This window comes from Planctobacterium sp. AWM4_229, assembly GCF_056160305.1.
Genome location: NZ_JBSWWX010000002.1, coordinates 371,284 through 397,616 on the forward strand (window position 1 = coordinate 371,284; position 26,333 = coordinate 397,616).

General features: G+C 47.6%; 16 protein-coding genes. 8 read left to right on the forward strand and 8 right to left on the reverse strand.

Going from position 1 to position 26,333, the window contains the following annotated elements:
* Nucleotides 1-65: 65 nt before the first annotated feature.
* Nucleotides 66-2,396 (reverse strand): winged helix-turn-helix domain-containing protein, encoded by a 2,331-nt coding sequence (locus ACXAGP_RS04710; protein WP_475259859.1) that lies wholly within the window; start codon nt 2,394-2,396, stop codon nt 66-68.
* Nucleotides 2,397-2,557: 161 nt separating this feature from the next.
* Here ACXAGP_RS04710 and ACXAGP_RS04715 point away from each other — a divergent pair, with 161 nt between their 5' ends.
* Nucleotides 2,558-3,346, forward strand: a complete 789-nt coding sequence (locus tag ACXAGP_RS04715; protein ID WP_475259860.1) for a LamG domain-containing protein — start codon at nt 2,558-2,560, stop codon at nt 3,344-3,346.
* A 74-nt stretch (nt 3,347-3,420) separates the two neighbouring features.
* Here the strand turns inward: ACXAGP_RS04715 and ACXAGP_RS04720 are convergent, their stop codons facing one another.
* Nucleotides 3,421-4,965, reverse strand: coding sequence for a hypothetical protein (locus tag ACXAGP_RS04720; RefSeq protein WP_475259861.1), 1,545 nt, complete (start codon nt 4,963-4,965; stop codon nt 3,421-3,423).
* A gap of 512 nt (nt 4,966-5,477) precedes the next feature.
* On the opposite strand from ACXAGP_RS04720, the gene ACXAGP_RS04725 reads away from it, so the two are divergent.
* Genes ACXAGP_RS04725 through ACXAGP_RS04735 form a run of 3 tightly spaced genes read left to right on the forward strand, consistent with a single transcriptional unit; the run spans nt 5,478 to nt 11,265 of the window.
* Complete coding sequence (locus ACXAGP_RS04725; RefSeq protein ID WP_475259863.1) at nt 5,478-8,018, forward strand: imelysin family protein; 2,541 nt, start codon at nt 5,478-5,480, stop codon at nt 8,016-8,018.
* A 4-nt stretch (nt 8,019-8,022) separates the two neighbouring features.
* Complete coding sequence (locus tag ACXAGP_RS04730) at nt 8,023-10,254, forward strand: TonB-dependent receptor family protein (protein WP_475259864.1); 2,232 nt, start codon at nt 8,023-8,025, stop codon at nt 10,252-10,254.
* Between the two features lie 24 nt (nt 10,255-10,278).
* Complete coding sequence (locus tag ACXAGP_RS04735; RefSeq protein WP_475259865.1) at nt 10,279-11,265, forward strand: sterol desaturase family protein; 987 nt, start codon at nt 10,279-10,281, stop codon at nt 11,263-11,265.
* Here the strand turns inward: ACXAGP_RS04735 and ACXAGP_RS04740 are convergent.
* The 4 genes from ACXAGP_RS04740 to ACXAGP_RS04755 all read right to left on the reverse strand — a co-directional run bounded on the left by ACXAGP_RS04740 (nt 11,262) and on the right by ACXAGP_RS04755 (nt 17,255).
* A complete protein-coding gene (locus ACXAGP_RS04740; RefSeq protein WP_475259867.1) occupies nt 11,262-12,131 on the reverse strand; it encodes an alpha/beta hydrolase in 870 nt (289 codons plus the stop codon). The genes ACXAGP_RS04735 and ACXAGP_RS04740 overlap by 4 nt on opposite strands.
* Before the next feature lie 182 nt (nt 12,132-12,313).
* On the reverse strand, nt 12,314-15,415 hold the full coding sequence (locus ACXAGP_RS04745; RefSeq protein WP_475259869.1) for an efflux RND transporter permease subunit: 3,102 nt from the start codon (nt 15,413-15,415) through the stop codon (nt 12,314-12,316).
* Nucleotides 15,415-16,518 (reverse strand): efflux RND transporter periplasmic adaptor subunit, encoded by a 1,104-nt coding sequence (locus ACXAGP_RS04750; RefSeq protein ID WP_475259870.1) that lies wholly within the window; start codon nt 16,516-16,518, stop codon nt 15,415-15,417. Before ACXAGP_RS04750 ends, ACXAGP_RS04745 begins: the two co-directional genes overlap by 1 nt.
* Before the next feature lie 11 nt (nt 16,519-16,529).
* A complete protein-coding gene (locus ACXAGP_RS04755) occupies nt 16,530-17,255 on the reverse strand; it encodes a TetR/AcrR family transcriptional regulator (RefSeq protein WP_475259871.1) in 726 nt (241 codons plus the stop codon).
* Nucleotides 17,256-17,577: 322 nt separating this feature from the next.
* Between ACXAGP_RS04755 and ACXAGP_RS04760 the strand changes: the two genes are divergently transcribed.
* A complete protein-coding gene (locus ACXAGP_RS04760) occupies nt 17,578-18,960 on the forward strand; it encodes a diguanylate cyclase (RefSeq protein ID WP_475259872.1) in 1,383 nt (460 codons plus the stop codon).
* A gap of 40 nt (nt 18,961-19,000) precedes the next feature.
* Here ACXAGP_RS04760 and ACXAGP_RS04765 read toward each other — a convergent pair whose 3' ends face one another.
* Nucleotides 19,001-19,390 (reverse strand): VOC family protein, encoded by a 390-nt coding sequence (locus ACXAGP_RS04765; RefSeq protein ID WP_475259874.1) that lies wholly within the window; start codon nt 19,388-19,390, stop codon nt 19,001-19,003.
* A 193-nt stretch (nt 19,391-19,583) separates the two neighbouring features.
* Here ACXAGP_RS04765 and ACXAGP_RS04770 point away from each other — a divergent pair, with 193 nt between their 5' ends.
* Nucleotides 19,584-22,883, forward strand: coding sequence for a hypothetical protein (locus tag ACXAGP_RS04770; RefSeq protein ID WP_475259875.1), 3,300 nt, complete (start codon nt 19,584-19,586; stop codon nt 22,881-22,883).
* A gap of 80 nt (nt 22,884-22,963) precedes the next feature.
* Here the strand turns inward: ACXAGP_RS04770 and norR are convergent, their stop codons facing one another.
* Nucleotides 22,964-24,553, reverse strand: a complete 1,590-nt coding sequence (gene norR / locus ACXAGP_RS04775; protein ID WP_475260245.1) for a nitric oxide reductase transcriptional regulator NorR — start codon at nt 24,551-24,553, stop codon at nt 22,964-22,966.
* A 233-nt stretch (nt 24,554-24,786) separates the two neighbouring features.
* Here norR and ACXAGP_RS04780 point away from each other — a divergent pair, with 233 nt between their 5' ends.
* Nucleotides 24,787-25,101, forward strand: a complete 315-nt coding sequence (locus ACXAGP_RS04780) for a hypothetical protein (protein ID WP_475259876.1) — start codon at nt 24,787-24,789, stop codon at nt 25,099-25,101.
* Between the two features lie 5 nt (nt 25,102-25,106).
* On the forward strand, nt 25,107-26,327 hold the full coding sequence (locus ACXAGP_RS04785; protein ID WP_475259878.1) for an NnrS family protein: 1,221 nt from the start codon (nt 25,107-25,109) through the stop codon (nt 26,325-26,327).
* The last annotated feature ends 6 nt before the right edge of the window (nt 26,328-26,333 follow it).

Here is a 26,333-nt window from a genome sequence, read left to right on the forward strand (position 1 = left end):
TGTCTGCACAAGGAAGTGCCACACAATTAATCTTTCCAACATCAGGCTAAAGGCGCTCTGGCAGTTTAAGGCTCAGAATACTTGGTTGCACCAGCCAAATACACATCGCCCTTAATCGCTTGTAATTCGCTGACGATAAAACCGGAATTCGACACATCAAAGCCACACTGACAACGAGCTGGTAAAATATCGATGTCGTTGTTATCCACCGCTAAATCCATCACCTCTATCTGATAACTATATGCCGTCGGGCTATTTTTAATTGTCGAGGTTGAATAATAAAGCTTACCAAGATGAGCATTAATGTCACTGTATGCCTTGGCGATACTCTTGCCCGTTGCTATCGTATCGAGGTCTGAAAACCTTAATTGTTTGGCGTTGATGACATCAGGAAGTTGCTGTACAGGGATTTTGTAGATTTCGCCGATGTCCTTGCTAATCAAATATAAGGAGCCCGTGTCAGCGTGATCTGCCACTAGATCCTGCCACTGCGATGGCACCTGCAACAATTTTTGTTGTATCACATCATAAATATAACTCAGCACCTGACCCTGCTGTTGCACTTTCACAAAGACAGACTGCTCGTTCAACCAGCGTGCTGCCATTATGACGCCATCAAATTCCAATGTTGCTGTTGCAGAGGAAAGGTCTAACTGCTTAGAACTACTCTTTAACGAGAATAATTCCTGCATCTTTGCCAGCCAAAGTCGGCTGCTGTCAGTCAATAACAAAACCTTGTCATCAGGCGAGAGAGACAGACGCCTGATCGCCCTGTCCTGCTTTAACTTTGCAAGCAACCTTTCTCCTGTTTTTCCAGGTTCCGAAACATACAAATGCCGCTTGCCAAGACGCGTTGAAACAAAAATGAACTGGTTGCTGTGATGGGCCAATGTAGGACGTATATCGTAGACCGTTGAGTTTACTACTTCACCTTCGCCCAAGGAGGAAGTTAACCAGCGAATGTTATAATCACGGTTAATAGTGGAAAATAGCACCTTGTCGCTGTTTGGAATGCTAATAAATTCTCGCTCAATGTAATCCGGCATCTGAATCAACACTTCGAGATTTTCGCCGTGTAAATCACTTTGTAATATCTGCCGGGAGGGAAATGCGGAGAAGTACATAATGTGCTCTGAATCTCGGCTCCAGGTTGCTTGTGCCAGGTTATGTTGAGACTGCAAACCAAAGTCGAGTTTATTACTATACAAATCCAGTGCAACCAATTGGCTGGCGTAGTTTTTGTCTAATTGCACGATCAATAACTTTCGTTCATCTGGCGACAGGTCAATACCACGATTTCCCTTACCTGAGACTTCTGGCTGGGTTATCAGCTGTTGCGCCCTTGTAGTCAAATCCAATCGATAGATACGCGCCTTGGTTTCATGCTCTCGCTGTGCAGAGTAAAAGAGCTGCTCACCAGACCTGGTAAAGGCCACGTCAAATACATGCATATCATCGCAGGTCATTAACTCAATGTTGTCCACTAACGAGTAATCAGCATCTATAACAGCCTGTGAAATATGACAGTCATTGTTTTCCTGCGCCAGATAGAGTAATTGCCAATGCTCGCCGTCTTGATAGAACGCAATTAAACGACTCACAAACTCAGTCACTCCTGAGATCTCAACACTCACCTCATTGGACAACTCTTTCAGCCATAAGCTGCGATAACCCGTATCGATATCTTCTCGCAAGAATGCCAACACGTCCTGGTTTTCACTCAATAACGGTGAACGCTCCAACCCAGGCAACTTGGTGAGCAGCGCAAAATCATATTGCGCACTTGAAGACACTTCGCCCGGTGAGTCATTGTTCTTGCCATAAAAAGCATAAACAAAGCTAAGCATCAATAAGGTAATAGCAACTATTCCCCAATTCCAACTATAGTAACGAGTCCCTTTCTGCGGCGAATATTCAACATTATCAACAACTTTGTCATTACTGCTATTGGCAAACTCCTGACTGTTTAATTGTTGGTACTGTGCCACAAGACGATATCCACGCTTAGGTACCGTTTTTATGTATTGCGGGGATTTAGGGTTGTCATTGAGGGTATTGCGCAGGTTTGCCACCAGTTTATTAACAGCGTTGTCCGTCACTAACTGATTTGGCCAGATGGAATCTAAAATTTGCTGACGCGATACTATTTGTTGAGGATATTCAAGGAATAACAGTAACAGCTGAAACTGTTTCGGCTCCATGGCAATTTCTTGCTCACCTTGCAAGATGCATTGTGCCTGCAAATCAATTGTCAGTTCACCCAATCCAATTAAGGTCATGTTGAGAAAATCTTTCCATTTACCATCGTGGCGTAGCATAACCGATTTACACCAATAACGCTGGTTATTGGCTGCAATGAAAGCAAAATTGTTAAAAGCCCTTCGTAAATTGTCCACGTCACCTTTTCGTCACCTTTTTTCATCGCTTGTTCATTTTTTTCTTTGTGCAATTCCCATAATGTCCTGCGATTCAACAGGGGAAACGCTCGTGGATATGAGCCAACACACGCAAATTAAACAACGGGTGTTTCTCTCAATAACAATAAAACAGGACAACTATGAAAGCGATTCACGTACTTCCCATACTTCTCGCAGGCATCTCGCTGCCAGCCGCGGCTAATGAAGGTCAAAGTTATTCCGGTATCAGCGAAAAACTCCCGACGGGTTCGACGGCTATATCAGCGCAAAACCTGGTGGTTTCTTATGATTTCGAATCCATCACTCAAGACGGATTATTGCGTGACTTTGGCCCTTTTACTCTGCACGCCCAAATGGGCTCAGCGGTAATGGCAGAAGGGCAATACGGCAAAGGCCTGCGATTTTCCAGGAAAGAGGATGTGATTGTACTTCCCGATGTCGCAGAAATGAATCTAACTGGTCCGGTGACGGTAGCAGCAAAACTCAAAATAGACACATCCAACCTTCATCAACATATTTTTGTCTGCAATGACTTGTTCGTTTTATGGTTGACCACCAGTAACAAGTACCGTTTTGCTGATACCTTAGGTCAGGGTTTTACCACCAGTAATGCAGTAGCCGAAGTCAATAGTTCAGAATGGCACAGCGTGGTAGCCGTTTTATCAGCGAAACAAAACGAAAAATTAAACGCTGACAATATCAAGATATTTGTGAATGGTGTTCAGTTAAAAGGAAGCCATCAGGAAACTTGGGGAGCAACCCAGTTAGCCGAAAATAGGGCTTGTGTCATCGGAGGTACCCGAAATGGTTCACAACCCCATCAAGACTTACAATTCGAAGGCGTCATTGATGAACTGCAAATTTTTTCGAGAGCATTATCAATGGATGAAGTGAGGGCTTACTCTGCTTCACCCCACACAAATAAATAAAACAAAATGACTAAACGATAAACATAAAAAAGGCCGCTGATGACTGCGGCCTTCCTATTATATTAATCGTTAGATTAGTTACCTGGCTTGATCACCACCAGGCGAGCACCGTTTTCACTATAGTTGGTGGACATAGCAACGCGAGTACCGTCAGGAGATAATGCAGCACCGAAGAACTGTGAGCTAACTGAGGGGTTGCTCAATTCGATGATGCCATCGCCAAAGACGCCAGTATCAGGTTGACCATCAATAGTTAAAACAAACGCAGCTGGTACACCGCCGTAACGACCAACAATCACTGTACGACCATCGGGCAATACCACCAGGTGACGGGCGCGATCTTCACTGCTTGGGAAGCCTTTGCCCTCACTTTGGATCACAGCTGCACCGGAAACACCATCTCCGAAGGTCAGGTCCTGACTATCTGAAACTCCGGCAGAAGTTCTGAAAGCCACCATGTCTTGGGCAACATAGGATTCAAAACCGAATGATGATTCAAAACCTGAACCCGTTGCACCGCCATAACCGGCTTGAACGTAAGAGTCGGTGATACCTTGATAGCCCACGGCATAAGCTTCGGCAAAACCACCATCAACCTGGAACGGGTTAAAGACTGCAAGGCCTGGCGTTGCTGCTACCAAATTTGCTTCATCACTGTAGCCAGCGAAGGTCTCATCAAAAGAGCCATCTTCATTTAAACGAATGGTCATCACGTGATGACGAGGGCTATCACCCAAGTTGGTGTAGCCAGCAGCCACAATTTTACCATCAGCTTCAACAATACCGCGACGCTGGTTATCACCCAGACCTAAACCGCCAGCATCAAAAGAAAAGGCTTCGCCACCGTTGAAAGTGGCATCGGTCTCGATACCCGTATCGGTAATGTTAACGCGAGTAATATAGCGGTCAGTATCAGTACGAGTGCCATCATTAGCAGAACCATTACCGAAAACCACCACACGATCCGTCGCTACGCTGCGGTCCACTTGTACGTCCCAAACGAAATCTTGTACTGTATCTCCGGGGAAGTTGGCGTTATCCGCATCGGCATAGCCAAATACCACTTCTGCCTTGCCATCTGCATCACCCCACCCAGTGGCTAAGTCACCTTCAGGTGTAACGCGGAACAAGAAGATAGAACGTCCCCCCGTGCTCTCTGCAGCGTTCACGGCAAATACCACGTCACCGCTTTGTAGTTCCGCCACACCGAGAGATTGTTCATCGCTGCTGCTTTGCTCAGTAGTCGCTTGCACTTCTACAAAGCCATCGCCACCGAATGAGGTATCTGGCGTACCGTCGGCAAATAAGCGACCAACCACGGCCATACGACTTGCGTCATCAGTCCCCACAAAGCCGGAAACGTAAATTTTGCCAGCATGATCACCTACTTGTGCATAAGTTAAACCGCGAAAATCATTTGCTTCGCCGTATACTCTGTCTACTACGATCTGCAAAGAAGCGCCATCTGTGCCGTCAGTGCCATCACTACCGTCGGCACCATCAGCGCCGGGAGCACCCGCCGCGCCAGCCGGACCTGTTGCGCCGTCATCGCCATTACATCCAGCTAATCCAAGAAATGCCACACTCAGCAATGTCAGAGCAAACTTTTTATCAATCATTGTTGTATCCCATTAATGTTTATATTTGATTCTTATTCGTTTGAAGGAGTAGATGTCATTCCTTGGTGGAATTCGCCAGGCTCAAAAACCAGTCGCCCTGACAATAATAAGAACTCTTCGCATAACGATAATAGGAATTATTATTATTTGTATAGGGTGTGTCAACCCAACATTTTACAAAAGGTTAAATTTTCACCCCCGAACGTTAACTGTAATAAAAAGACCATTTGACAAAAAAGATAAAAATGAGAACAATCCGCATTTAGGTTTTTTACGTATGAGTTGGGCATTTCCTTGAATCGTCCAGGGAAAGCACTCAGAAAGCCGCTCTACAGTCTTTGACTGGAGTAACTTTTTGAGAGAAAAATCAGTATTTTCAAACAATTGGTAGCGTTCGCTGTTGAATTAAGTACAAGTTTAGAATGACAAACGTGTTTGCATTCCGCGCCTGCTGCCAACTGCAATAACATCCAATAACGCGATTAGAAATGTCGTGACACAAGGTTTAACCCATGAAAATTAATCCGAAATTCAAGCAATCCCGGAAAAAGCGAGAAAGCACACTGTTCACTATGTTCAGCTTGCTAGCCGTGCTTGTGGCACCAAATGCAGTATGGGCAAATAATGTGCAAGTCAGTGCAACACTGGATTATGACGGTGATGGTAAAGACGATATCGTTTTCCGCAGAGCGTCTACTTTCGAAAACAGCATTTATCGTTCTTCTGATGGCCAAACCTCGCAAATTACATTTGGTCGCAATGGCGGTGATATCCCGGTGGTAGGTGATTTCGATGGTGATGGCATTGCAGATATCGCTGTACGTAGAGCCACAGGGCAAATTTGGTATATCAAAAACTCCAGCGGTACTGACCTCATCAGCAGCAACGCCGATGGCATTACGCGTCAGCAGTTCGGCCTGCAAACTGGCGATATTCCCGTACCTGCCGACTATGATGGCGATGGCATCACCGACCTTGCAGTAAGAAGACCTTCCAACCAGTATTGGTACATTCTCAACTCGTCTGGTGTCGACAACATAACGGGTAACGCAGATGGCATCACTCGCCGCCAATTTGGTACGCAAGAAAGCGATATACCTGTACCGGCGGATTATGATGGCGATGGCAAAGCAGATTTGGCTGTGCGTCGTCCGGGTACACAATTCTGGTATGTACTCAATTCTTCTGGTGTGGATAACATTTCTGGTAATTCAGATGGCATAACTCGTAAACGTTTTGGCACTCAGGAAGCAGATATTCCCGTCCCGGCGGATTATGATGGCGATGGCAAGGCCGATCTCGCTGTTAGACGACCGGGTACACAGTTCTGGTACGTCTTAAATTCTTCAGGCACTGATACCATTTCTGGCAATGCAGACGGCATCACACGTCGTCAATTTGGTTTACGTTCTACCGATATTCCTGTCCCGGCAGATTATGACGGAGATGGTATGACCGATTTAGCGGTGCGTCGCGCTTCCACTAGCCAGTGGTTTGTGCTCAACAGTTCGGGTACAGACGCGCTCAGCAATAACAGCGATGGCATTTCCCGTCTGACCTTCGGTACGCAACAAAGTGATATCCCCTTGGCACAACCACAATACAGCTTGTGGACATCTGCCGATATCGACCAGGACGGTTTAAGTAAAGCAGAAGAAGATGCTTTAGGAACGGATTACACAGTGGCCGACTCTGACAACGATGGTTTGTCAGATGGTGACGAAGTCAATACTCACGGTACTGATGCCACTTCCAGTGATACTGACAACGACGGCTTGAGTGACAGTGACGAAATCAACACTTACAGCACCAGTGCTACAACGGCAGATTCAGATGGCGACGGTTTGTCTGACGGTGATGAAATCAATGTTTATCAAACCGATCCTAACAATGCTGACAGTGATGGTGACGGGACTAATGATGGCGAAGAAGTAAGTAACGGCACCGATCCTAATGAGGCGCAACAAGCCGCAGAATTTACCGAAAGCGGTCTGATTGAAGCGATAGTTGATAACATCTACATTCCTACGTTTGAGCTATTCGCGCAACGCGCTCAAACACTAGATACCTCGGTTAGCGCCTATTGCGACGCTTTACCGAGCGATGACGACAATCTTCGTGGCACCGCCCAAGATAATTGGAAAACAGCCATGGACACCTGGCAAATGGCTGAGCTGATGCAAGTGGGACCACTGGCAGAGAACAACAATGAACGCCGAGACCGCATCTATTCCTGGCCCAACAATCGCGCCTGTTTCGTGGATCAAGACGTAGTAGCAGCGGAAGAGTCAGGTTATGACATAACTCAGCAAAATGTGGCCAGAAAGGGCATGGATGCGCTGGAGTATCTGCTGTTTGACGAAGATCTCGATCACAAATGCACGACCCCGGGCACCGAGCCTGAAGGCTGGAACGAAAGAAGTGATGAGGATCGCATTGCAGCCCGTTGTAACTTTGCCAGTATCGTTTCTTCCGATGTATTAGCCGGCGCCAACGATATCGTCAGCCAATGGACGGGAGATAGCGGCTACGGTGAACTGCTTAAAAATGCCGGGCAACCCGGCTCTGATTTTGCCACCAGCCTTGAGGCCATCAACGATATTTCTGACGGATTCTTTTATTTTACTGGCGCAATGAAAGACGGCAAGATTGCCGCGCCCGTGGGGATCAAAGTCAATAATTGTGGATTGGTACCTTGTGCCCAGGACGCGGAATCACCTTACGCTGATTATTCGCTGGAAAACATTTTAAACAACATGCGTGCGCTGCGTACCTTGTTAGCGGGTAGTTCCGAACAAGACGCAAGCTTCGTTGATTTTCTCACGGAAGAAGGCGATACCGAAACCGCCAACAACATCATTGCACAACTGGATGACGCTATCACTTTGGCGGAGCAAATGACTGGCACTTATAGTGAAGTGCTGGAGCAAAATCCTGAAAGTGTGGAGCAATTGCACGAAGAAGTTAACGAGGTTGATGACATCCTCAAAGGCGACTTTATCCAGAGCCTGGCGCTGGAACTGCCTTCTACGTCTGCTGGAGACAATGACTAAACACATGAAAAACAAAACGTTATTAATGGGTTTTATTGGGGCAGCCTCTGGCTGCCTCTTTGCTAACGTAAACGCTGCCGAAGAAGAGGCAGACTATTCTTCTATTGAGCACATCAGTATTATTGGCAATCAGCGCACTATGGAACTGTCCGCAGGATCCGTGTCACTGGTGGACGAAGTTGAACTTGAGCAATTTGAGTACGACGACATTGCCCGTATTCTGGCCACTGTACCGGGTGTTAACGTGCGCCTGGAAGATGGTTTTGGTCTGCGTCCCAACATAGGTTTTCGCGGTGTTACCCCCGAGCGCAGTAAAAAAATCAATATCATGGAAGACGGTCTGTTAATTGGCCCTGCCCCTTATTCCGCTCCTGCGGCCTACTTCTTCCCGCTTACAAGTAAAATGGTGGGTGTGGAAGTCACCAAAGGACCAGCAGCAATCAAATATGGACCCAATACCGTGGCAGGCGCACTGAATATGCTTACTCGCACCGTGCCTGAGGCCGATGAGGGCCAGTTAGATATCGCACTGGGTACCGACGGTTATCAAAAAGCGCACGGCTATTACGGTAAAAATGTCACAGATCGACTAGGCGTCCTGATTGAAGGGGTTAACCTGCAATCCGATGGTTTCCAGGAGCTGGACAATGGTGGAGATGTCGGCTTTGAAAAAAATGATTTTAACCTGAAAGTACGCTACGACTTGTCTTCCGGTGGCTATACCCAAGAGCTGATATTTAAAGCCAATTACGCCGATGAAAAGTCAAACTTTACCTATACCGGCTTAACCGATGAGGATTTTCGTGAAAATCCTTATCAACGATACGCTGCCGGACAGCTGGACAGAATGGAATGGGACCACAGCGCCTTTACCCTGTCGCATTTTATTGAGGGCAATAACTGGACCCTGGCGACGCAAGCTTATCGCACCGATCTGGATCGGGCCTGGAATAAACTTAACGGATTAGTTAGCTCCTTTGGTGAAACTCTGCCTGATCTATTAACCATCGTTTCAGATCCCACTGAACCGCGTAATTTCGAACTGTTAGCCGTGATGCGCGGACAAATCGACAGCTCCGCCAGAGAGATTTTACAGTTGGGCAATAACGACCGTTCTTTGTATTCACAAGGAATCCAAAGCGACGGTGATTATCGCATAACTTCCGGTGATACTGAGCACCTTATCGAATTTGGACTTCGCTTTCATCAAGACGAAATCCAGCGCAACCATACGGTAGAAAACTACTTTATGCGCAGCGGTGCGCTAACACCCACCGGCGAGGGCTCTCGTGCCACCACCACCAATACCGAGCAAACTGATGCTGTTTCGGTATATCTGCAAGACACCATCAGTTGGGGCAACTTTGTAGTAACGGCGGGCGTGCGCTACGAAAATATCGATGGTGACTACCAAAACCGCGCACCTGGTGAGGAAGACGATGCCCAGCAAAAGAGCAACGACATCTTCCTGCCGAGACTCAGCGCGCTATATCAATTAACAGAGCAGTCGGTGATTTTCGCAGGTGTTCATCGCGGATTTGTCCCCACCAGCCCAATCCAGGATGAGTCCATTGAATTCGAAAAAAGCAATAACTACGAAATCGGTTATCGTTATAGCGGCGACGACAACCGCTTTGAATCGGTGGCGTTTTTTAACGATTATTCCAATCTGATTGAATCCTGCTCTTTCTCAGCAGGTTGTGACACCGATCTGGCCTTCAGTGGTGGCAGTGTCGATGTTTACGGTCTCGAAATGGCAGCAAGCACTGAGTTCTCTGTGGGTTACGGACTGACTATACCCGTAGATTTGATGTACACCTACACCGACTCTGAATTCAAAGAAACTTTTTACTCGCCGTTCTCCTTATGGAACCAAGTGGATGCAGGCAACCCACTGCCTTACCTGGCAGAACATCAGGCAACCCTGAGTCTGGGGCTTGAAGGTGACAACTGGGCCATCAAAGGCAATATTGTCTATACCGATGCCATGCCCGAAAGTGGACAGCAGGTACTAAAGAATATCGAAGGCGAATCAGATAATGCGCTAACCGGCGTTTACAGTGACAGTTTCACCGTGGTGGATTTATCTGCTTGGTATCGCTTTAATCAAGATATTCGCCTCTACGTTAAAGCGGATAACCTGTTTGATGACGCCAGTATTGTCAGTCGACGCCCCTACGGCGCCAGACCCAATCGCCCGCAGCAGTTTCAGGTTGGGCTAAAATATAACTTCTAAGCGGAGAGTAACTTACCCCAAATCATGCTAGAGCAATTTAAAGCAGAGCTGCTGGAAATACTGAATTACCTGATGGATCCCAACAAACGTCTGTTTGTGGGATACATCGTCGGGGCAGCACTGTTCGCTTTTCTGGTGTACGTCATTCAGCAACGCCAGCTGAAAACTGACAAAGGCTTTATTTACTACCTGTTTAACCCAAAAGTATGGCTGCACAAAAGCGCCATGTTGGATTATCAGTTGTTTATTATTAATCGACTGGTGCGCTCTTTCTTGTGGGCCCCTTTAGTACTCACTATGGTGCCTATTGCCATTGGCTTAAGTGACGCTTTGGAGAGGCTGTTCGGCATCAAGCAGGTATTCAGCGATATTGAAAGCAGTGTCACTGTGATTTTTGTGTTCACCCTGATGCTGTTTTTGTTCGATGATTTCACCCGTTTTTTATTGCACTACTTGCTACATAAAGTGCCATGGCTTTGGGAATTTCACAAAGTCCATCATTCAGCCAAAGTGCTAACCCCAATGACGGTGTATCGCTCTCATCCACTGGAGAGCTTTCTCTATGCTTGTCGCATGGGACTGGCGCAAGGCTGTGCCGTGGGTATTTGTTATTTCTTATTTGGTCCCACTTTGTCGATGGTGGATATTCTGGGGGCTAATGTGTTTATTTTTATCTTTAATGTGATGGGCTCGAATTTGCGCCACTCCCATGTAAAGTGGCGCTGGGGAAATCGCATCGAACGCTGGTTCATAAGCCCGGTGCAACACCAGATACACCACAGCCGCCAGGTGAAATTCCACGATAAGAACTTCGGTACTGCGCTTGCAGTATGGGACCGTTTGTTTGGCACCCTGGTATTGTCGGGCAATACCCGTTTTTTGCTGTTCGGACTAGATAAAAAAGAGCCTTCCCATCGCTCAGTTGTCGATGCCTATGCCAGGCCTTTTATTGCCTGTAAGAACCGATTGTTTAAACAGCCAAACAAAGCCCCACTCAATTCAAACAACTAGCCGGCTGAAAGACGTGCTTTTAACCAACGTATACTCTCTATCGCCGTTCCAGGGAATGCCGTAGAGTGGTCTCCAGTGATAACTTCAGAATCCAAAACCACTGGATTCTTGGCAGATTGCTCAAACTTTGTGATGAAAGCATCAACCTCTTTCGCTTTCGCTTCTTCTTGATCACCATGGCTGATGAATATACTTATTCGCTCAATAGTGGCTTGTTTGAAACGCTTGTAATCATCTTCAGAAAAAAGGTTCACTGAGGGGCTACCCAAAATATAGTTTTGAAAAGTATCTGGTTGATTTAACAACACATAGGCACCAAATCCACCTCCTAGTGAATATCCAAAATAACTGCGCTTATCTGGTTGGGTTCGATAGTGCTTTTCCACAAAGGGTAATACGTCTTTGCGAATGAATTCCAGATGCTTGGCAGCGCCACCAAACTTGATTTTGGGGTGATTGGGATTGGCTTTATCCCAATAGGAATAATCGCTGAAACGGCTGGCATGTGCGCCGTATTGCGCAACTAATCCAGCGTCTGAATCTTGTTGCCAGGAAATGCCCACCAATATCGACTCTGATAAAATAAACTCTGTTGCCGCGGACAATACCTCGATGTGCCAGACAGCATCTGTAAAATAAATCACCGGATAAGTTTTATCAGGCTCCTCCTGATAACTTTCAGGTAACTTGATGTACAACTCGTATTGTTTGGCATTCGAGGTATCTTTAAGCGGGACAACCTGCGTTCGGGGCATCGAGTAACCGGGGTACTTGTCGGTCTCTAGATTAAGTGGTTTTGCGTTTTCTGCATGCAAGTAAGTGGTAAGCAATAACAGACTCGATAATAAAAAAAACAGGCGTTTCATAGTTCAGTATCCTTGGTCAATTTGCCACGCATTGTGGACAAACCCAATCTTAAAATCCTGAATTACACCTGACATTCTGCTGATTTGTCACTGATGCTCTGTCTTGTTTTAAAGCTCCCCCCAGAACAGACGTAAAAAAACGGGGGCTAATGCCCCCGCTTGATGGTTTGAGATGCTCTTAATCAAGCCGCCTGCTTGATATCCACAGCGGACTGTTCCTGCCACTGCTCAATGTTGTGCGGTTTGTGTTCTTTGGCCAGCACCTGATAGAGCAATGGCAATACAATTAAGGTAAAGAAGGTACCGATGACCATACCTACCACCAGAATAACACCAATGCTGTTGCGCGCCTCAGCCCCAGCTCCGGTGACTAATACCAATGGAAAATGACCAAGCACAGTGGCCGCAGTTGTCATTAAGATAGGACGCAAGCGGGTTGCTGCACTACCTTTGATGGCCTCCAGCTTAGTTTTACCTTCCAGCTGTAAATGCTTGGCAAATTCTACGATCAAGATGCCATTTTTAGCGATAAGACCAATTAAGGTGATCAGCCCAATCTGACTGTAAATATTGATGGTGGTCAGGGAGACAAACGGCAACATCAAAGCCCCGGCCAAAGCCAATGGTGCACACCCTAAAATCACCACTAAAGGATCGCGAAAGCTATTGAATTGAATGGTGAGCAAGAAGTACACAACGATAATAGACACCAGCAAAACACCGACCATAGTATTGCCTTCTTTGCGCAACTGTCGGGATTCACCTGCATAATCCACTGAATAGCTGGCGGGTAAAACATTGGCTGCAATATTTTCTACTGTGACCAATCCTTGCTCTTTGGTGATATGCGGTAATACCCCCGCCAGGATACGGAAGCTATTCTGCTGATTAAAAGATCCAAGTACCCGAGGACTGGTAAAGGTAAGTAACTCAGCAAATGCCGATACCGGAATAAGGTCGCCGGCATCGTTGCGCACCTTCATGGACAGCACATTCTCTGGGTTGAAGCGCTCTGCTTCGCCAACAATGGGGATCACCCGATAAGCTTTGCCTTCTTTGTTGAAGTAGTTCGCGAAATTATTGGACATCAAAATAGCCAACTGTTCATTCACCGACTGCAGAGTCAGGCCCAGATCGGCAATCAGTTCCTTATTTAATTCCAGCTCCGCCTGAGGCAAATCAATTTTCAGATCGGTGTTCACAAACATGAAATTTCCACTTGCTTCAGCTTGTGCAAGAATTTCATCGGCATAGCGCTTCATGGTGCGAGGATCATCACCGGCGCGCACCACCAGCTCCACATCAAACTGGCCAGCGGTAGGCAATGCAGCTGGTAATATGGGGAACAAACTTAAACCCGAAACACTGCCCAAACGACCGTATAAATCAAACAAAAGATCGTGTACGGCGTGCTCGCGTTTTTCGAAGGGTTCTAGTTCAACACCACCAAAGCCCGCTGCGGCAGTGACGATTTGCCAGGTGAACTTACCACCGTCTGTGGCATTCATCACAGCGGCAGTTTGGTTCATTTGCTTTGCAGTATACTGTTGCGAAGATTCAGGTGGTGCTTCTATCACTACCTGGACAGTGTTTTGATCTTCAATGGGTGCCAGCTCTTTTTGTGAAAGCAAATAAAAAGGCACCGACAACAGGGAAAATACAATCGCCACAAAAAACACCTGAGCGCGATATTGAAACAAACGCTCCAATATTCGGCTATAGAAGTCTTGCAGGCGATCAAATTGCTGATTAACCCGCTTGGTGAACGGTCCCTCTTTGCCGCCTTCAGGGTTTACCCAAGCACTCATAATGGGTGACAGAGTAATTGCCACCACACCCGATATCAGCACGGCAATTGCCAGGGTAAAGGCAAATTCACGAAACAAGAACCCGGTTAATCCGGTGAGAAAACCAATGGGCGCATACACCGCAGCTAGTGTTAGTGTCATAGCGATAACTGGCATCAACAGCTGACGCGAGCTGATCAGCGCAGCATAAAGGCGAGATTTACCTTCGCGCATGTGGCGGGCGACGTTTTCCACCACCACGATAGCATCATCTACCACCAAGCCTACTGATAATACAATGGCCAAGATTGTCAGCAGATTCAGGGAAAAACCCAATAGCGAAATTACCGCAACCGCCCCTAAAATAGAGATGGGAATGGTGATCAGAGGCACCAGTGCAGTGCGGAACGAACCCATCATTACGAGGACCACCAGACCCACAAGCAAGACTGTCTCTGCCAACGTGGTGAAAATCTCTTTAATGGAGTCGCGCATATACAAAGTACCGTCGTAACCGATGTCGATTTGCATACCCGCTGGCAACAATGGATTCAGCTCATCTAGCTTCTTGTACAAGCCGTCACCGATATCAATTTCATTGGCACCTGGTAGCGCCCAAATAGCCAGAAATACGGTATTTTTATCATCCAGGCGAGCAGTTACCATGCCTTGTGCTTCCCCAACCTCTATCTCTGCAATGGTGCCCAGACGCAGCTGGCTGCCGGCCACATCCCGAATGATCAGCTGTTCAAAGTCACTAATGCTTTTCAGACTGGTGTTGGCCAACAAATCAATGCGCTGACGATTGTTTTCGCTGTAGCCCAAGGTGGCGATAGTGTTATTGGCTTGCAACGCAGCAAACACATCGGCGGCACTGAGGTCATACATGGCCAGTTTATCGGGATCTAACCAGATACGCATGGCCGGGTCGCGGCCACCTTCCAACGTAACTTTTTGTACCCCTTTAATATCGTTAAGCGCAGGCACGATATTGCGCACCAGATAATCACTGACTTCACTACGAGGCAAATTTTGAGAGGCCACATCCAGATAAAATACCGCGTACGGGCTGTCGGCGCGTACTATCTGAATAAAGGGATCTTCAACACCTACCGGCAATTCAAATTTAATTTGATTGAGTTTAGTGGTCAGTTCTGCCAATGCGTCTGTGGTGTCGTGATTCAACTCCAACCAGGCCGTTACCTTGCTCAAGCCTGCAGTGGTAACCGAATCCACGTAATCCACGCCGGGAATGGTGGAGGTGACCCGCTCAATGGGCTCAGTCACATAGCCTTTTACCACATCCGCCGATGCCCCGGTATAAACGGTATCAATCACTAATGAAGCACTTTTAATTTGAGGAAATTGCTGTACGGAGATTTTCTGTGCCGCGTTCAAACCAGCCAGAATGATCAATACCGAGATAACAATGGCAAACGCAGGGCGACTGACAAAGATGTCCACCCAAGAGGGTTTGTTCTCATGCAAGGTGCTCATTACAGGCTCCCAGCTGTTACAGTGCTGCTATTAGCTTGCTCGGTATACACTAACAAACCTTCGGATAACTTAAATGCCCCCTGGGCAGCGATGAACTCACCGCCGGTTAAGCCCGACAATACGATTTGTTGCTCTCCCTGACGCGGTCCCAATTCCACCTTTATCGGACTGGCCCGCCAGTTTTGCTCAGCATCTTTTTGCAATTGATAAACAAACTCACCAAAGTGATTTCGGGTAATGGCACTGACAGGTACCAGCACCACCTGCTCCGCCCGGCCAGGCACGTGTACCGTGACCATCTGATTGTGACTCAATGTGTTGCTGGTGTTGTCCAATTCGGCGCGATAGCGCAATTGTCTGGAATTGGCATTCACAGACGCCTCTCGCGCCAAGACTTTTGCGGCAATTGGCTGACTGTTAACCACAGCGGAATGAATCATCACAGTGTCACCAGTGGCAATTTGGGTTTGAGTTTGGGGGATAGAGAAATCCACCCAGATTTTATCTCCCTGCCCCACCAGCGTGGTCAGTGCAGTGTTGGCCGCTAATAATTGTCCCGTTTGATATTGCTCCAGCCCCACTTGTCCGGCAAAAGGGGCAATGATGGTTTTGCGGCTAATGATAGTGGCTAATCGACTCACCTCTGCCTGGGCTACTGCGACATTCGCTTCAGCCTCATCCACTTCCCCTTGGCTGGCGCGATTCTGCTTTAACAAACTCACCCGGCGAGATAATGTCACTTGCGCTAGTTTCAGGCGTGATTGCGCCGCAGACAGTTCTGCATTCTCTAATGCCACATCTTGCTTGATTAACACCTGACCTGCTTTTACATAATCACCTGGTGCAAAGCCCACATGGGTAATAGGACCGGCATATTCATTGCGCACCATCAGATGCTTTGGCGATTGTAACTGCCCTACCACTTTACTTATTGGCCGATAGTGACTTACTTGTACTGTGGTACTTTGCACACTGGCTGAAGGCTCAGGGAAAGACTCGCCAAATGCAATCGCAGCCATCACCTGCGAATATTTAATAAACCCAAGGCTGGCAATAACACTGACCACCAGGCCAATACTCAATATCCATGCTTTAATTTTCATAGTCGTCATCCTCAACGTAAATCTAGCGAAATTAATTGTTGCTCAATCAGCTGCAGAGACTGCTGTGTAAGCGGCTTTCGCCACGGATAGGTATTCAGCAGTCTCACCATACTGCGCACCATAGGATCGTTTAATGCCAATGGCTCTTGCAGTGAATCGGTACCGTCAATTACCTCGCTCGTCTGCTTCACCCGGCGCACTTCTTCGTAACCTACAGTCATTGCCCAGCCTGAAATCACGATCTCTTCGATCACTTCAGTCAGGTTCGGCACCTGCTCCAGCTCCCCGGCTTTAATGTCATTGGCTAAAGTCAGTTTAAAAATAGATTCGCAGTGACCACAGGCCTCAATCATTTTGTTGGTCCACATTGGCGAAGCTCTGCGTATTACCGCTTCATTGGTGGCGTAGGATTGCAAATCGTGCTCAAACTCAAACAGCTGTGTTTTGGCGGGGGAAATCAGGCAAACAGCCACCAGCTTTTCAGGCGCACTCAACGGCAATGCCAAGACTTTCTGAAAAGTGGCGGACAGGTGGGTAAAAGACTGGTGGGCCAGAGCCAGGACAATGTCTTCTTTACTTTGAACAAACTTGTAGATACTGCCCATGGACAGTTTGGCCAACCTTGCCACACTGGCCATCGTGAAGTCTGTTACCGAGGTTTCAGAAATACTTTGCACCGCCGCATTAAGGATCATTTCCTGTTGTGTAGCGACACTAAATTTAGGAGCTGGAGCCATAAAACCACCCTATAAATATTAATAAGATGTTCGTTATGGGCTATTTAGGATTACGGATAACCACGTTCGAACATCATTCGAATATGGTTATTCTGATGCAAAATGAAAAAATGTCAACGCTTTATTTGGTTAGATTTTGTTCATGGTCGCACTATCAATAAGATTTTTTAGATTTTGTAACAGGAAATCTAAGTATGATTGAATTACCCGGCACGACTAAGACTGTTGAATGTATTGAATCCAACTTGCCAGCTCAAAATATGAGCTATACTCAACTTCAAACAGGAAAACCTAGAGCTCACCATTGGACAGGAAACTCAGCTTGATTATCGCTGTGCTGACATGGCTTTTTACATCGACGTCACAGGCACAAGCAACACAGCCACTCAATTATTGTGTGGATACGAATTGGCTACCCTATGAAGGATTGCAGGATAATCGCCATGTGGGCATGTCCAAAGACTATCTGGATTTAATCTCCCAATATTCAGGTCTGGAATTCAGCCTGATCACGACGCAATCTTGGGTGGATTCGCTACAGCGGTTGCAAAATGGTACCTGCCACGTCACCCCTTTTCTCAACCGAACCGTAAATCGTTCTGCTTTTTTGGATTTCAGCCAGGTTATCTTTAAAGCGCCGAATGTCATTATCACCCATAGCGAAGGCACACCTATTCCCAACCTGGCCATGATAAAAACCGAAAAAGTCGGTGTGGTTAAAGGTTACCGACAGCACGAACACATCAATAAATACTATCCCGACGTACCTATTTATGAAGTACCCACTGAACAAGCGGGGATAAGACTTTTGGCCGCAGGCGATATTGATGTGATGGTAGGCTCAATGCACACCATCATGGAGCATATTCAAAAAAACGGCTTAAGTGAGTTGCGCATTACCGGTTGGATTGGACTAGACGATGAACTCAGAGTGGGTGTCATAAAAGAGTATAGCCACCTTGTACCCGCGATTGATCAGGCCATTGAGCAAATCAGCGCGCAGCAACACAATGATATTTATCGACGTTGGAACAATGTCAAAATCATTAAAGAAGTGGATGTCTGGTTAACCGCCAAAATCGCCGGCCCCATATTAGTACTGCTTATCTTTTTGTTTATTCGACACACTATCACTCTGCGCTATCGCAATCGCATTGAAGAAAAAAACCGGGCACTTGAAAGTTTGCAATCGGCATTGAAAAAGAAAAATGACCGCCTGCACTACCTTTCCACCCACGACCCCCTTACAGACCTTTACAACCGGGTTCAAATCACCACTGAAGCCGAAGAGCATATCAAGCGCAAAAAGCGTGGTATCAATGAGTGCTCACTGGTATTTATTGATATCGATGACTTCAAACATCTCAATGATCACTATGGCCACAATGTCGGAGATGCTGTACTTGAGCAATTCGCCGCCTTGCTCAAACGGTGTGCGCGGGAAACTGACATCATAGGTCGCTGGGGCGGCGATGAGTTTGTAGTGCTCTGTCCTGGCGCGTTAGCCAGCGAAGCAGAGCGCTTTGCACTGCGTTTGCAAAAAGAGCTGGATCAGGCGCAATTTGCCCAAAATGCCATGGTAAGTTGTAGCATTGGTCTCAGTGAGGTCAGTGCTGATGATAGTATCGATTTGTGGCTGGAACGCGCAGATAATGCCATGTACCAAGCCAAATCTGCAGGCAAACACTGCATCAGAGCCCAGTAATATTAACTGTTCTCTGACGCAGGGTGCCAAGTCTTATTGCTTACCCTTGAACCATGCAAAACGCATTGAGCTTGTTGCCATCCAGATCGCGAAAATAGCCCGCATAAAACCCTTTTGTGGCCTCTTCGGGTCTGAATCCCGGCTTGCCTTCGCAGGTGCCGCCTAACTCAATTGCTTTAGCATAAAAGGCATCCACTTGTTCCGGTGTTTCCAGAAAAATGGCCACCATAACACCGTTGCCCACCGTAGCAGGTTCTTTGTTATAAGGTAGTGTTACCGACAGGGCGGGTTCATCCTCGCCTTTAGACCAGGCGATAAAATAGTTTTCCTCTTCCATAAAACGGCCTGCGCCAATAGTGGCCAATAGTGCGTCGTAATAAGCGCCTGACTTTTCCAGATCTGCGGTACCCAATGTCACATAACCAATCATAATTTGCTCCTTAGAGGTGTGTTGAATTCATGGCTAGTTTAACCTTGGTGTTCTGCCAAAATGTGTCAGTAGGGATAAATGCGGGTTAAAAAATCAACCTTCGAGCTTCACAAATCATGTAATACATCGTAATGGTAAAAATAAAGACTCAAGCTACGCTTTAGAGAATTAAAATTCCAAGGTAACCTTGATTATGAGTACTGATACTGCTGTCCTTCCACCGCAACATTTTCCGATAACCTTTTCAGTTCCTAAAGAAATTGCACAGCAAGGGGTTTATGTTGCCCTGTTTGGCTTAAGTGGGCTGGCCAAGACCGCACCACAAGTTTTTCTCAGCGCAGGACTCAACGACAATGGCAATATTGCTGTCGCATCTTCCCCCCTGGCAAAACAAGCCACGCAAAAGCATCCTAAGCGCGAAAACCTGACATTACCTTCGGACACCATCATCATCGCAGTGGATGCAACAACCCAGACGGCGAATTTCCCCCTTGAAAATGGGGCGTTGCTGATCACCGAAACGGATGACAATAACAACGTCATTGCGCAAACCAAAGTGCAATATAAATCGTTCCTGTCGCAAGATATGTATTTAAGTGGTTATGCCATGTTTACTGGTGTCACTGGCGGCAGCGGCACCTTCTCGCCCGGCGCAATGGTGACCCTCGACCATAACTGGGTACTGTCCAGCAGCCAACCCGCACTCACCAACATACCGCTTTTGGAAGTGTTTTCTGCGGGCAACACCTACCCCGACATTGCACAAACCGTTATCAATATCCCTGCGCCCGGTCAGACCTTAGCGGGCAGTGTGCCTACCACTGATATCTCCAGCGGTGAATTGGTGATGTTTGTTGGCCCCAATAATGGTTTGCAGAGCAACGCTGCACAAGAGTTGGTGGTTCCCACCTTGAGTTCTAATCCCAATGACACGTTTGGACTTTTTGAATGGGGCATCAATGGCACACTCAGTGCCAACAGTGGTGGCAGTATCGATTTTGATGTATCTGCCATTGATCAAATTGGCTTTCCTTTTAAAGTTACCGCAAAAATCAGTAATGCCCCGAATGCGCCAACTAACCCCCACCAGCCATTTGATCAGGGCGTTGGCTTTTTACAGAATAGAACAACGCTTTTTAACGGTTTTGTGCCGTTTCTTGAAAGTTTACCAAAGAGCTCTAATGCCAAGGTTTTCGAGACGCTGGCAGCGGATAAAAGCCCAACGGTGGCGCGTATCACCGCGCCGCAAGATTGGTTAAATTTTCTGGTGAATAGCGGTTCGCAAATCGCGACTTCTGGCATCTCGGGTTTTCAGCCGATTCAAAACCCGGCAGGAACATCCAGCTTTACGTTTGGTGTAAACACCGCCCAAGATACAGTGGTTATACAGAACCCTGGTTCGAAATATCAAACCGCGCCTGAAGTGACATTCTCAGTGCCACAGAAACCTGGCACAACCGCCACAGGCACAGCGACACTGAACTCGGAAACAGTACAAAGTGTTGAGATAACCAACGCAGGCAGTGGCTACACACACCCTCCCACGGTATCCTTTTCAAGCACCTCTGGCAGTGGTGCGGCGGCGGCTGTCAGCCTCGCTCCTCAGAATTTTTATTATGCTATCAGCGCGGTTAAGGAAGAGTTTTTCGCCAGGGTAACCAGCGGTGGCAGCAACTATACAAGTGCGCCCGATGTTAGCATCTCTGCACCACAAGCGGGGGGCACAACGGCTACAGGTATTGCGATATTGGGCACTGGTGCAAACGCAGGCAAAGTGGTAGAGATAAAAATCACCCATAGTGGCAGTGGTTATCAATCAGTGCCCTCGGTCACCTTAAGCGGTGGCGGCGGACAGGGCGCGACCGCAGAATTGCGCTTTAACGGATCCATGACAGGTGCGATCCAGGCACAAACTATCAACGAAGGCACCCTGGCGGTTGTCAACTGGCGCAATTACCCCGGGGCCACAAGATACAATGTATACCGCAGCAAACATGCCAACCTGCAGGGCGCGCAACGCCTCAATGGTGATACGCCTTATACTCCAGCAGTATTGCCGCATAACTCATCACTGGAAAGTAGCGTTACCAGTGCCAGTACCTCGGTAACAGTATCCACATCGTTAACTGACACAATACCGAAAGTCGGCACATTGCTTGTCAGTGATGGTGTCAATGAAGGCCTATTTCAGTACACGGCGGTGGATATTAGCCAGTCTACCTTTACCGGAACCATGTTCAGTACTGCGGATTTTGATGCAGGTAGCTCGGTGTCGCTATTACCGCAATTTCTGGACAATGGTGCATCTCCAGAAAACTCCGGGGATATAAGCACACCTCCTGAGAACAACTACTTTTTTGAACCTCTCAATGGCTATTTTACTGACGCCATTAAAGACTTTTTTGATTACTATCGGCCAGTTAAAAAATCGGATGACAAAACCGCTAAAGACAAAAACAGCGACCTCAGAAAATTCGAAATCGATATTGCCGGCGAAGTTTCCACCAAATGGACAGGCCATACTTCTGAGCAAACAATTAATGGTGAAACCTATACCGTACTGACATTAACGGGCGAACAAGGAATGTATGGTGGCAACTATGCGGGTAAAACCGTGAATATCTATCAACCCTTTTTCTCCAGTAATGTGCCAGACGATGCTTTTAATCCGTCCACATCATTACCCAAAGCGCCAGACTGGTTGACTGATAAGCAGGCCTCTCCTTCTGCCATGGTATTCGGTGCATCTGGCTGTTTTGGCACGGCTGATAATGTCGGCATAGCCAATCCTGCGGCCCCGCTTTCCACTGCACCACCAGCCATCGTGAAAGACGTTATGAATCCCATCAACGCGGCGCTTAATCGCGGCCTCACACCCCGTAGAAACCCTGACGGAAGCTGGCCAAAAGAAGTATTAAAGCCCATGTATTGGGCCCAAGCACCTTTGTTCCCACTCACCGCTACGGTGTCTCAAAGTGCAACAGCCAATCTGGCTAAACACACCTATTACTACGCCATTACCGGAGTCAACGTCAATGGCGACTCCAGCAATCAGGAAACTATTCCGAGTAATATAGTGACCATTCAATCCGATGATCTAAGTAGCAGCAATAACAATCAGATAACACTCACTATCCCGAATACCGGAGTGACTACATTTACGGCGTTTAACGTTTATCGCGGCAGTTCGCCAACAGCCATGAAAAAAATCACATCCGTAACGCCAGCAAGCACTGGCTCCACCACCGTTATTGACAATGGTTTGGCGGATGGCTCTACAACGCCTCCCCATACCATGAATGCCCCAGGACAGTTGGCTAATTGGTATGCCGCCTACCTGCACCAGCTGGATGTCAGTATCAATGGGCTTTCATACGGAACCCCCTATGACGACCAGGGTGGTTTTTCTTCCAACGTCAATATCACCTATACGGGTTCAACACCTAATCCGCCGCAAGGACTCAGCATCACATTACTTCCATGGAATGAATGATTAAAAGTAAACAGGGCAAGGTGGATCCGCCATGCCCTGTTGCTATGAGTGATAGCATATTAAACAACTCAGCGGGGGGGTTAACGGCTAACAATCTGCTTGTGCACTTCAATACCCAAGCGCCGGGCCATGCGCACCAGGTTGGATCGGTCGGTATTTAACTGGCGAGCAGTGGCCGCCCAGTTTCCATTGCATTGAATTAACGTCCCTTCTATCAATTTCCGTTGAAAATCTTCGGTTTGTAGCTTGATATCCTGCTGTCCTTGCAATGATGCCTCTGCATGTTCTTTGGATATTTCCTCAGACTGGGGTGCTGTCCTACCGGGCTCAAAACTCAAATCGCCACAATGCTGGGGACCTATGGTGACTATCGCGTTCGATTGCTGCTCGTAGGACGCTTTTAGCGCAGCTCGTGAAAGTACATGCTCCAGTTCCCGAACATTACCCGGCCAGTGATATTGCTCAAGATGTGCAATAGCCGCCGGACTCAGGTTAAGTTGCTGCAGACCCAATTTTCGCCGCGACTGCTCGGTAAAATACCCCGCCAACAGGGCAACATCTCCTGGTCTTTTTCTCAGCGGTGGGATTTGCACCGGGTACACACTCAAACGGTGATACAAATCAGCGCGAAAGTTACCAGCAGCCACCTCATCCGCCAGATGACGATTAGTGGCCGCGATAACCCGCACATCCACATGCTGAATGGTATCTTTGCCTACAGGCTGAATTTCATTGGATTGCAAAGCCCTGAGCAATTTACTTTGCGCCGCAACAGGCAACTCACCAATTTCATCGAGAAACAATGTACCGCCGTCAGCCAACAGAAATTTACCGGCCCGGTCTTTTTCCGCACCCGTAAACGCCCCTTTTACATGCCCGAATAATTCACTTTCAATCAGGCTCTCTGGTAAGGCCGCACAATTGACGTAGACCAAGGGTTTATTAGCGCGGGAAGATTGCAAATGCAGATGTTTGGCAATGAGCTCCTTGCCCACCCCGGTTTCACCAAGAATAAGCACACTAAAGGGCGATGCCGCCACTAAATTTAGCTCTTTTTTGAGGCGACGCATCACGTCACTCTCTCCCAGAATTTCGCTGCCCTCGCGGGCCAACGCTTCATGGTTGAGCTCTGCCACCAGCAGATGTGTCCTGGCGTTTTTGAATTCCAGCTCCTCTAACATTAATGCGATTTTCAGGGTGGAGGCAGCAATCGCTGCAATGCTTTGTAGCTTCTGTTCCGGCAGGGATTCAAAGGCCATTGGCGACAAGCTGTCGAAAGTTAACACCCCGATGAGTTGTCCGGCGAAAAAGAGTGGAATGCCCATACAGGCGTGAATTGGCAAGTTGCCTTTATGTCCGGCTAACAAACCATCATAGGGGTCCGGCAATGGGCATTGTGCCGCAAAGCGCACGGGGCCAGGGGCATCCACTATCGCAGAAAACCGAGGGTGCGCCTGAATGTTAAAGCGTCGCCCTAAAGTATCATGGCTTAAGCCCTTCTGGGCCAACGGTTTCAACACCTCACCTTGCAGCGCCAACAGAACAATGGCATCGCATTCAATCAATTTAGCCAGTGTATCCAACAATTGCGCAAAGCGGTCAGTATTGGATAAACCCGTAACCTGAGCGGTGGCAAATTCTAATAACGTTTCGGTTGTCAGCTTCACAATATCACCATTTAACCTTTTCAGGTCATTATAACCTATTCAAGCAAAGGTCTAAATGACCTTTTTATTTAGCACCTGTTTCTATCCAAAAAACGGTAAATCACTGTTTTATAATGCTTTTATCAACCTGGCACAAAAGTTGGAATATCTGTGTTCAATTGCCTGTTCTGTTTTGAATTCAATGATGCTGATAAACAGGCAATCAATATCTCGATGTGGCAAGAGGACCCAAACCCATGAACAATGTGCTTTGTAATGCAACCCATCCCCCAACCAGTCCAAATCTTCCGCGCTGGTCAGCGCCTCAGGTAACTGCAGAGCAAAGCAGCAGAAGCAACTTTCGGCGCTGCTTGCGCTTTGGCAATCGCCTGATGGCCATCTCACTTCTTGTCTTTATTGCGGCACTATTAATTGGCTATCAATTCAATCACCTGGTGTCTATGCCAGTGGAAATCGCCGCGCATATTGGTTCAATGATCTTACCCGGCTTTTTTAAAATAGGTTATGTGCTGCGTTGTATCGGACGCAAGCATTTAGGCGAAGTGGTGTAAAGACGATGCCACCAGCCAAACTAATACCCAAACCAACCCCTAACTTAAAACAGGTCGCCGACGCCTTTTTTGACTTACCTTTGTGGCACCTGGCATTTCGCGCTTGCTTTTTGTTGGCCAGCATTAGCAGTGTGTTTGCTATTGTTACCTGGCTGGGCCTACTCAACAATTGGTGGCGTTTCAGTGAACCCGCTCTGACACCAACTCTTTGGCATTTGCACGAGATGTTATTTGGCTTTGCCGCCACCGTTGCTGTTGGATTTGCCCTGACAGCAGTGCAAACCTGGACCGGACAGCCCAGCATTAAAGGCCGACCATTGGCTTTGCTGATGCTGCTGTGGCTAATGGCGCGGCTCGTTTTCTGGTTCAATCACAGCGCCCTTGTTATACCTGCAATTGTTGTACAAATGCTGTGGTGGGCTTTTGCGATAGGGGTGTTTACCCGTCTTCTTCTTCAGGCTCAAAACCGACGCAACTATCTGCTAATTGCTGTATTTACGCTGATGGCGCTACTCAATCTCAGTATGTTGCTGGCAGACATTTCAGGTAACACAGCTCTGGCCTTGCATTTGGGTCGGTCGATGGTGCTGTTGTTTACCCTGTTAATGGCCATTATCGCCGGACGCGTTATCCCGTTTTTCACTGAACGAGGCATTGGCTCGATTGTAATGCTCCCCAACCCAAAAACCGACAAGGCACTACTCTGGGTTTCCGCAACGGGCATTGCGCTGTTTATCACCGAGCACTTTATGCCACTGCCTGTATCCCCTGCGCTACTATTTATCACCTCAGGCGGGTTGCACTTATATCGGTTAATGCGCTGGTATCACAGCGCAATATTCACACTGCCATTATTGTGGTCGCTGCATGGCGCCTATTTGTTTTTAGCGCTGGGGCTGTTGGCCACCGGAGTGAGTTTTATTGCTCCTGTCATTTCGCTGAGTGCCGCACTGCACCTGATCACCATAGGTGCGATAGGCCTGATGATCCTGTCCATGATGAGCCGGGTTTCGTTGGGGCACACCGGCAGGCCGCTAACACCCAAACCGTTGATGAGTGTGGCATTTGTGCTGCTGGCTACGGCGGCTTTAGTGCGCGCCATTCTCCCCGGACTTGGGGCTCCTGTATTGGGATGGCAACTCAGTAGCCTGCTGTGGTTGCTGGCCTTGTTGATATTTCTGCTTTGCTATTGCCCTGTTTTACTTGCCCCGCGCAGGCACCATTAATTTTAA

Bases quoted from the DNA above. Each gene is read 5' to 3' on its own strand.
- ACXAGP_RS04715 (WP_475259860.1), top strand. From the start codon at position 2,558: ATGAAAGCGATTCACGTACTTCCCATACTTCTCGCAGGCATCTCGCTG.
- ACXAGP_RS04720 (WP_475259861.1), bottom strand. From the start codon at position 4,965: ATGATTGATAAAAAGTTTGCTCTGACATTGCTGAGTGTGGCATTTCTT.
- ACXAGP_RS04725 (WP_475259863.1), top strand. From the start codon at position 5,478: ATGAAAATTAATCCGAAATTCAAGCAATCCCGGAAAAAGCGAGAAAGC.
- ACXAGP_RS04730 (WP_475259864.1), top strand. From the start codon at position 8,023: ATGAAAAACAAAACGTTATTAATGGGTTTTATTGGGGCAGCCTCTGGC.
- ACXAGP_RS04735 (WP_475259865.1), top strand. From the start codon at position 10,279: ATGCTAGAGCAATTTAAAGCAGAGCTGCTGGAAATACTGAATTACCTG.
- ACXAGP_RS04740 (WP_475259867.1), bottom strand. From the start codon at position 12,131: ATGAAACGCCTGTTTTTTTTATTATCGAGTCTGTTATTGCTTACCACT.
- ACXAGP_RS04745 (WP_475259869.1), bottom strand. From the start codon at position 15,415: ATGAGCACCTTGCATGAGAACAAACCCTCTTGGGTGGACATCTTTGTC.
- ACXAGP_RS04750 (WP_475259870.1), bottom strand. From the start codon at position 16,518: ATGAAAATTAAAGCATGGATATTGAGTATTGGCCTGGTGGTCAGTGTT.
- ACXAGP_RS04755 (WP_475259871.1), bottom strand. From the start codon at position 17,255: ATGGCTCCAGCTCCTAAATTTAGTGTCGCTACACAACAGGAAATGATC.
- ACXAGP_RS04765 (WP_475259874.1), bottom strand. From the start codon at position 19,390: ATGATTGGTTATGTGACATTGGGTACCGCAGATCTGGAAAAGTCAGGC.
- ACXAGP_RS04770 (WP_475259875.1), top strand. From the start codon at position 19,584: ATGAGTACTGATACTGCTGTCCTTCCACCGCAACATTTTCCGATAACC.
- ACXAGP_RS04780 (WP_475259876.1), top strand. From the start codon at position 24,787: ATGAACAATGTGCTTTGTAATGCAACCCATCCCCCAACCAGTCCAAAT.
- ACXAGP_RS04785 (WP_475259878.1), top strand. From the start codon at position 25,107: ATGCCACCAGCCAAACTAATACCCAAACCAACCCCTAACTTAAAACAG.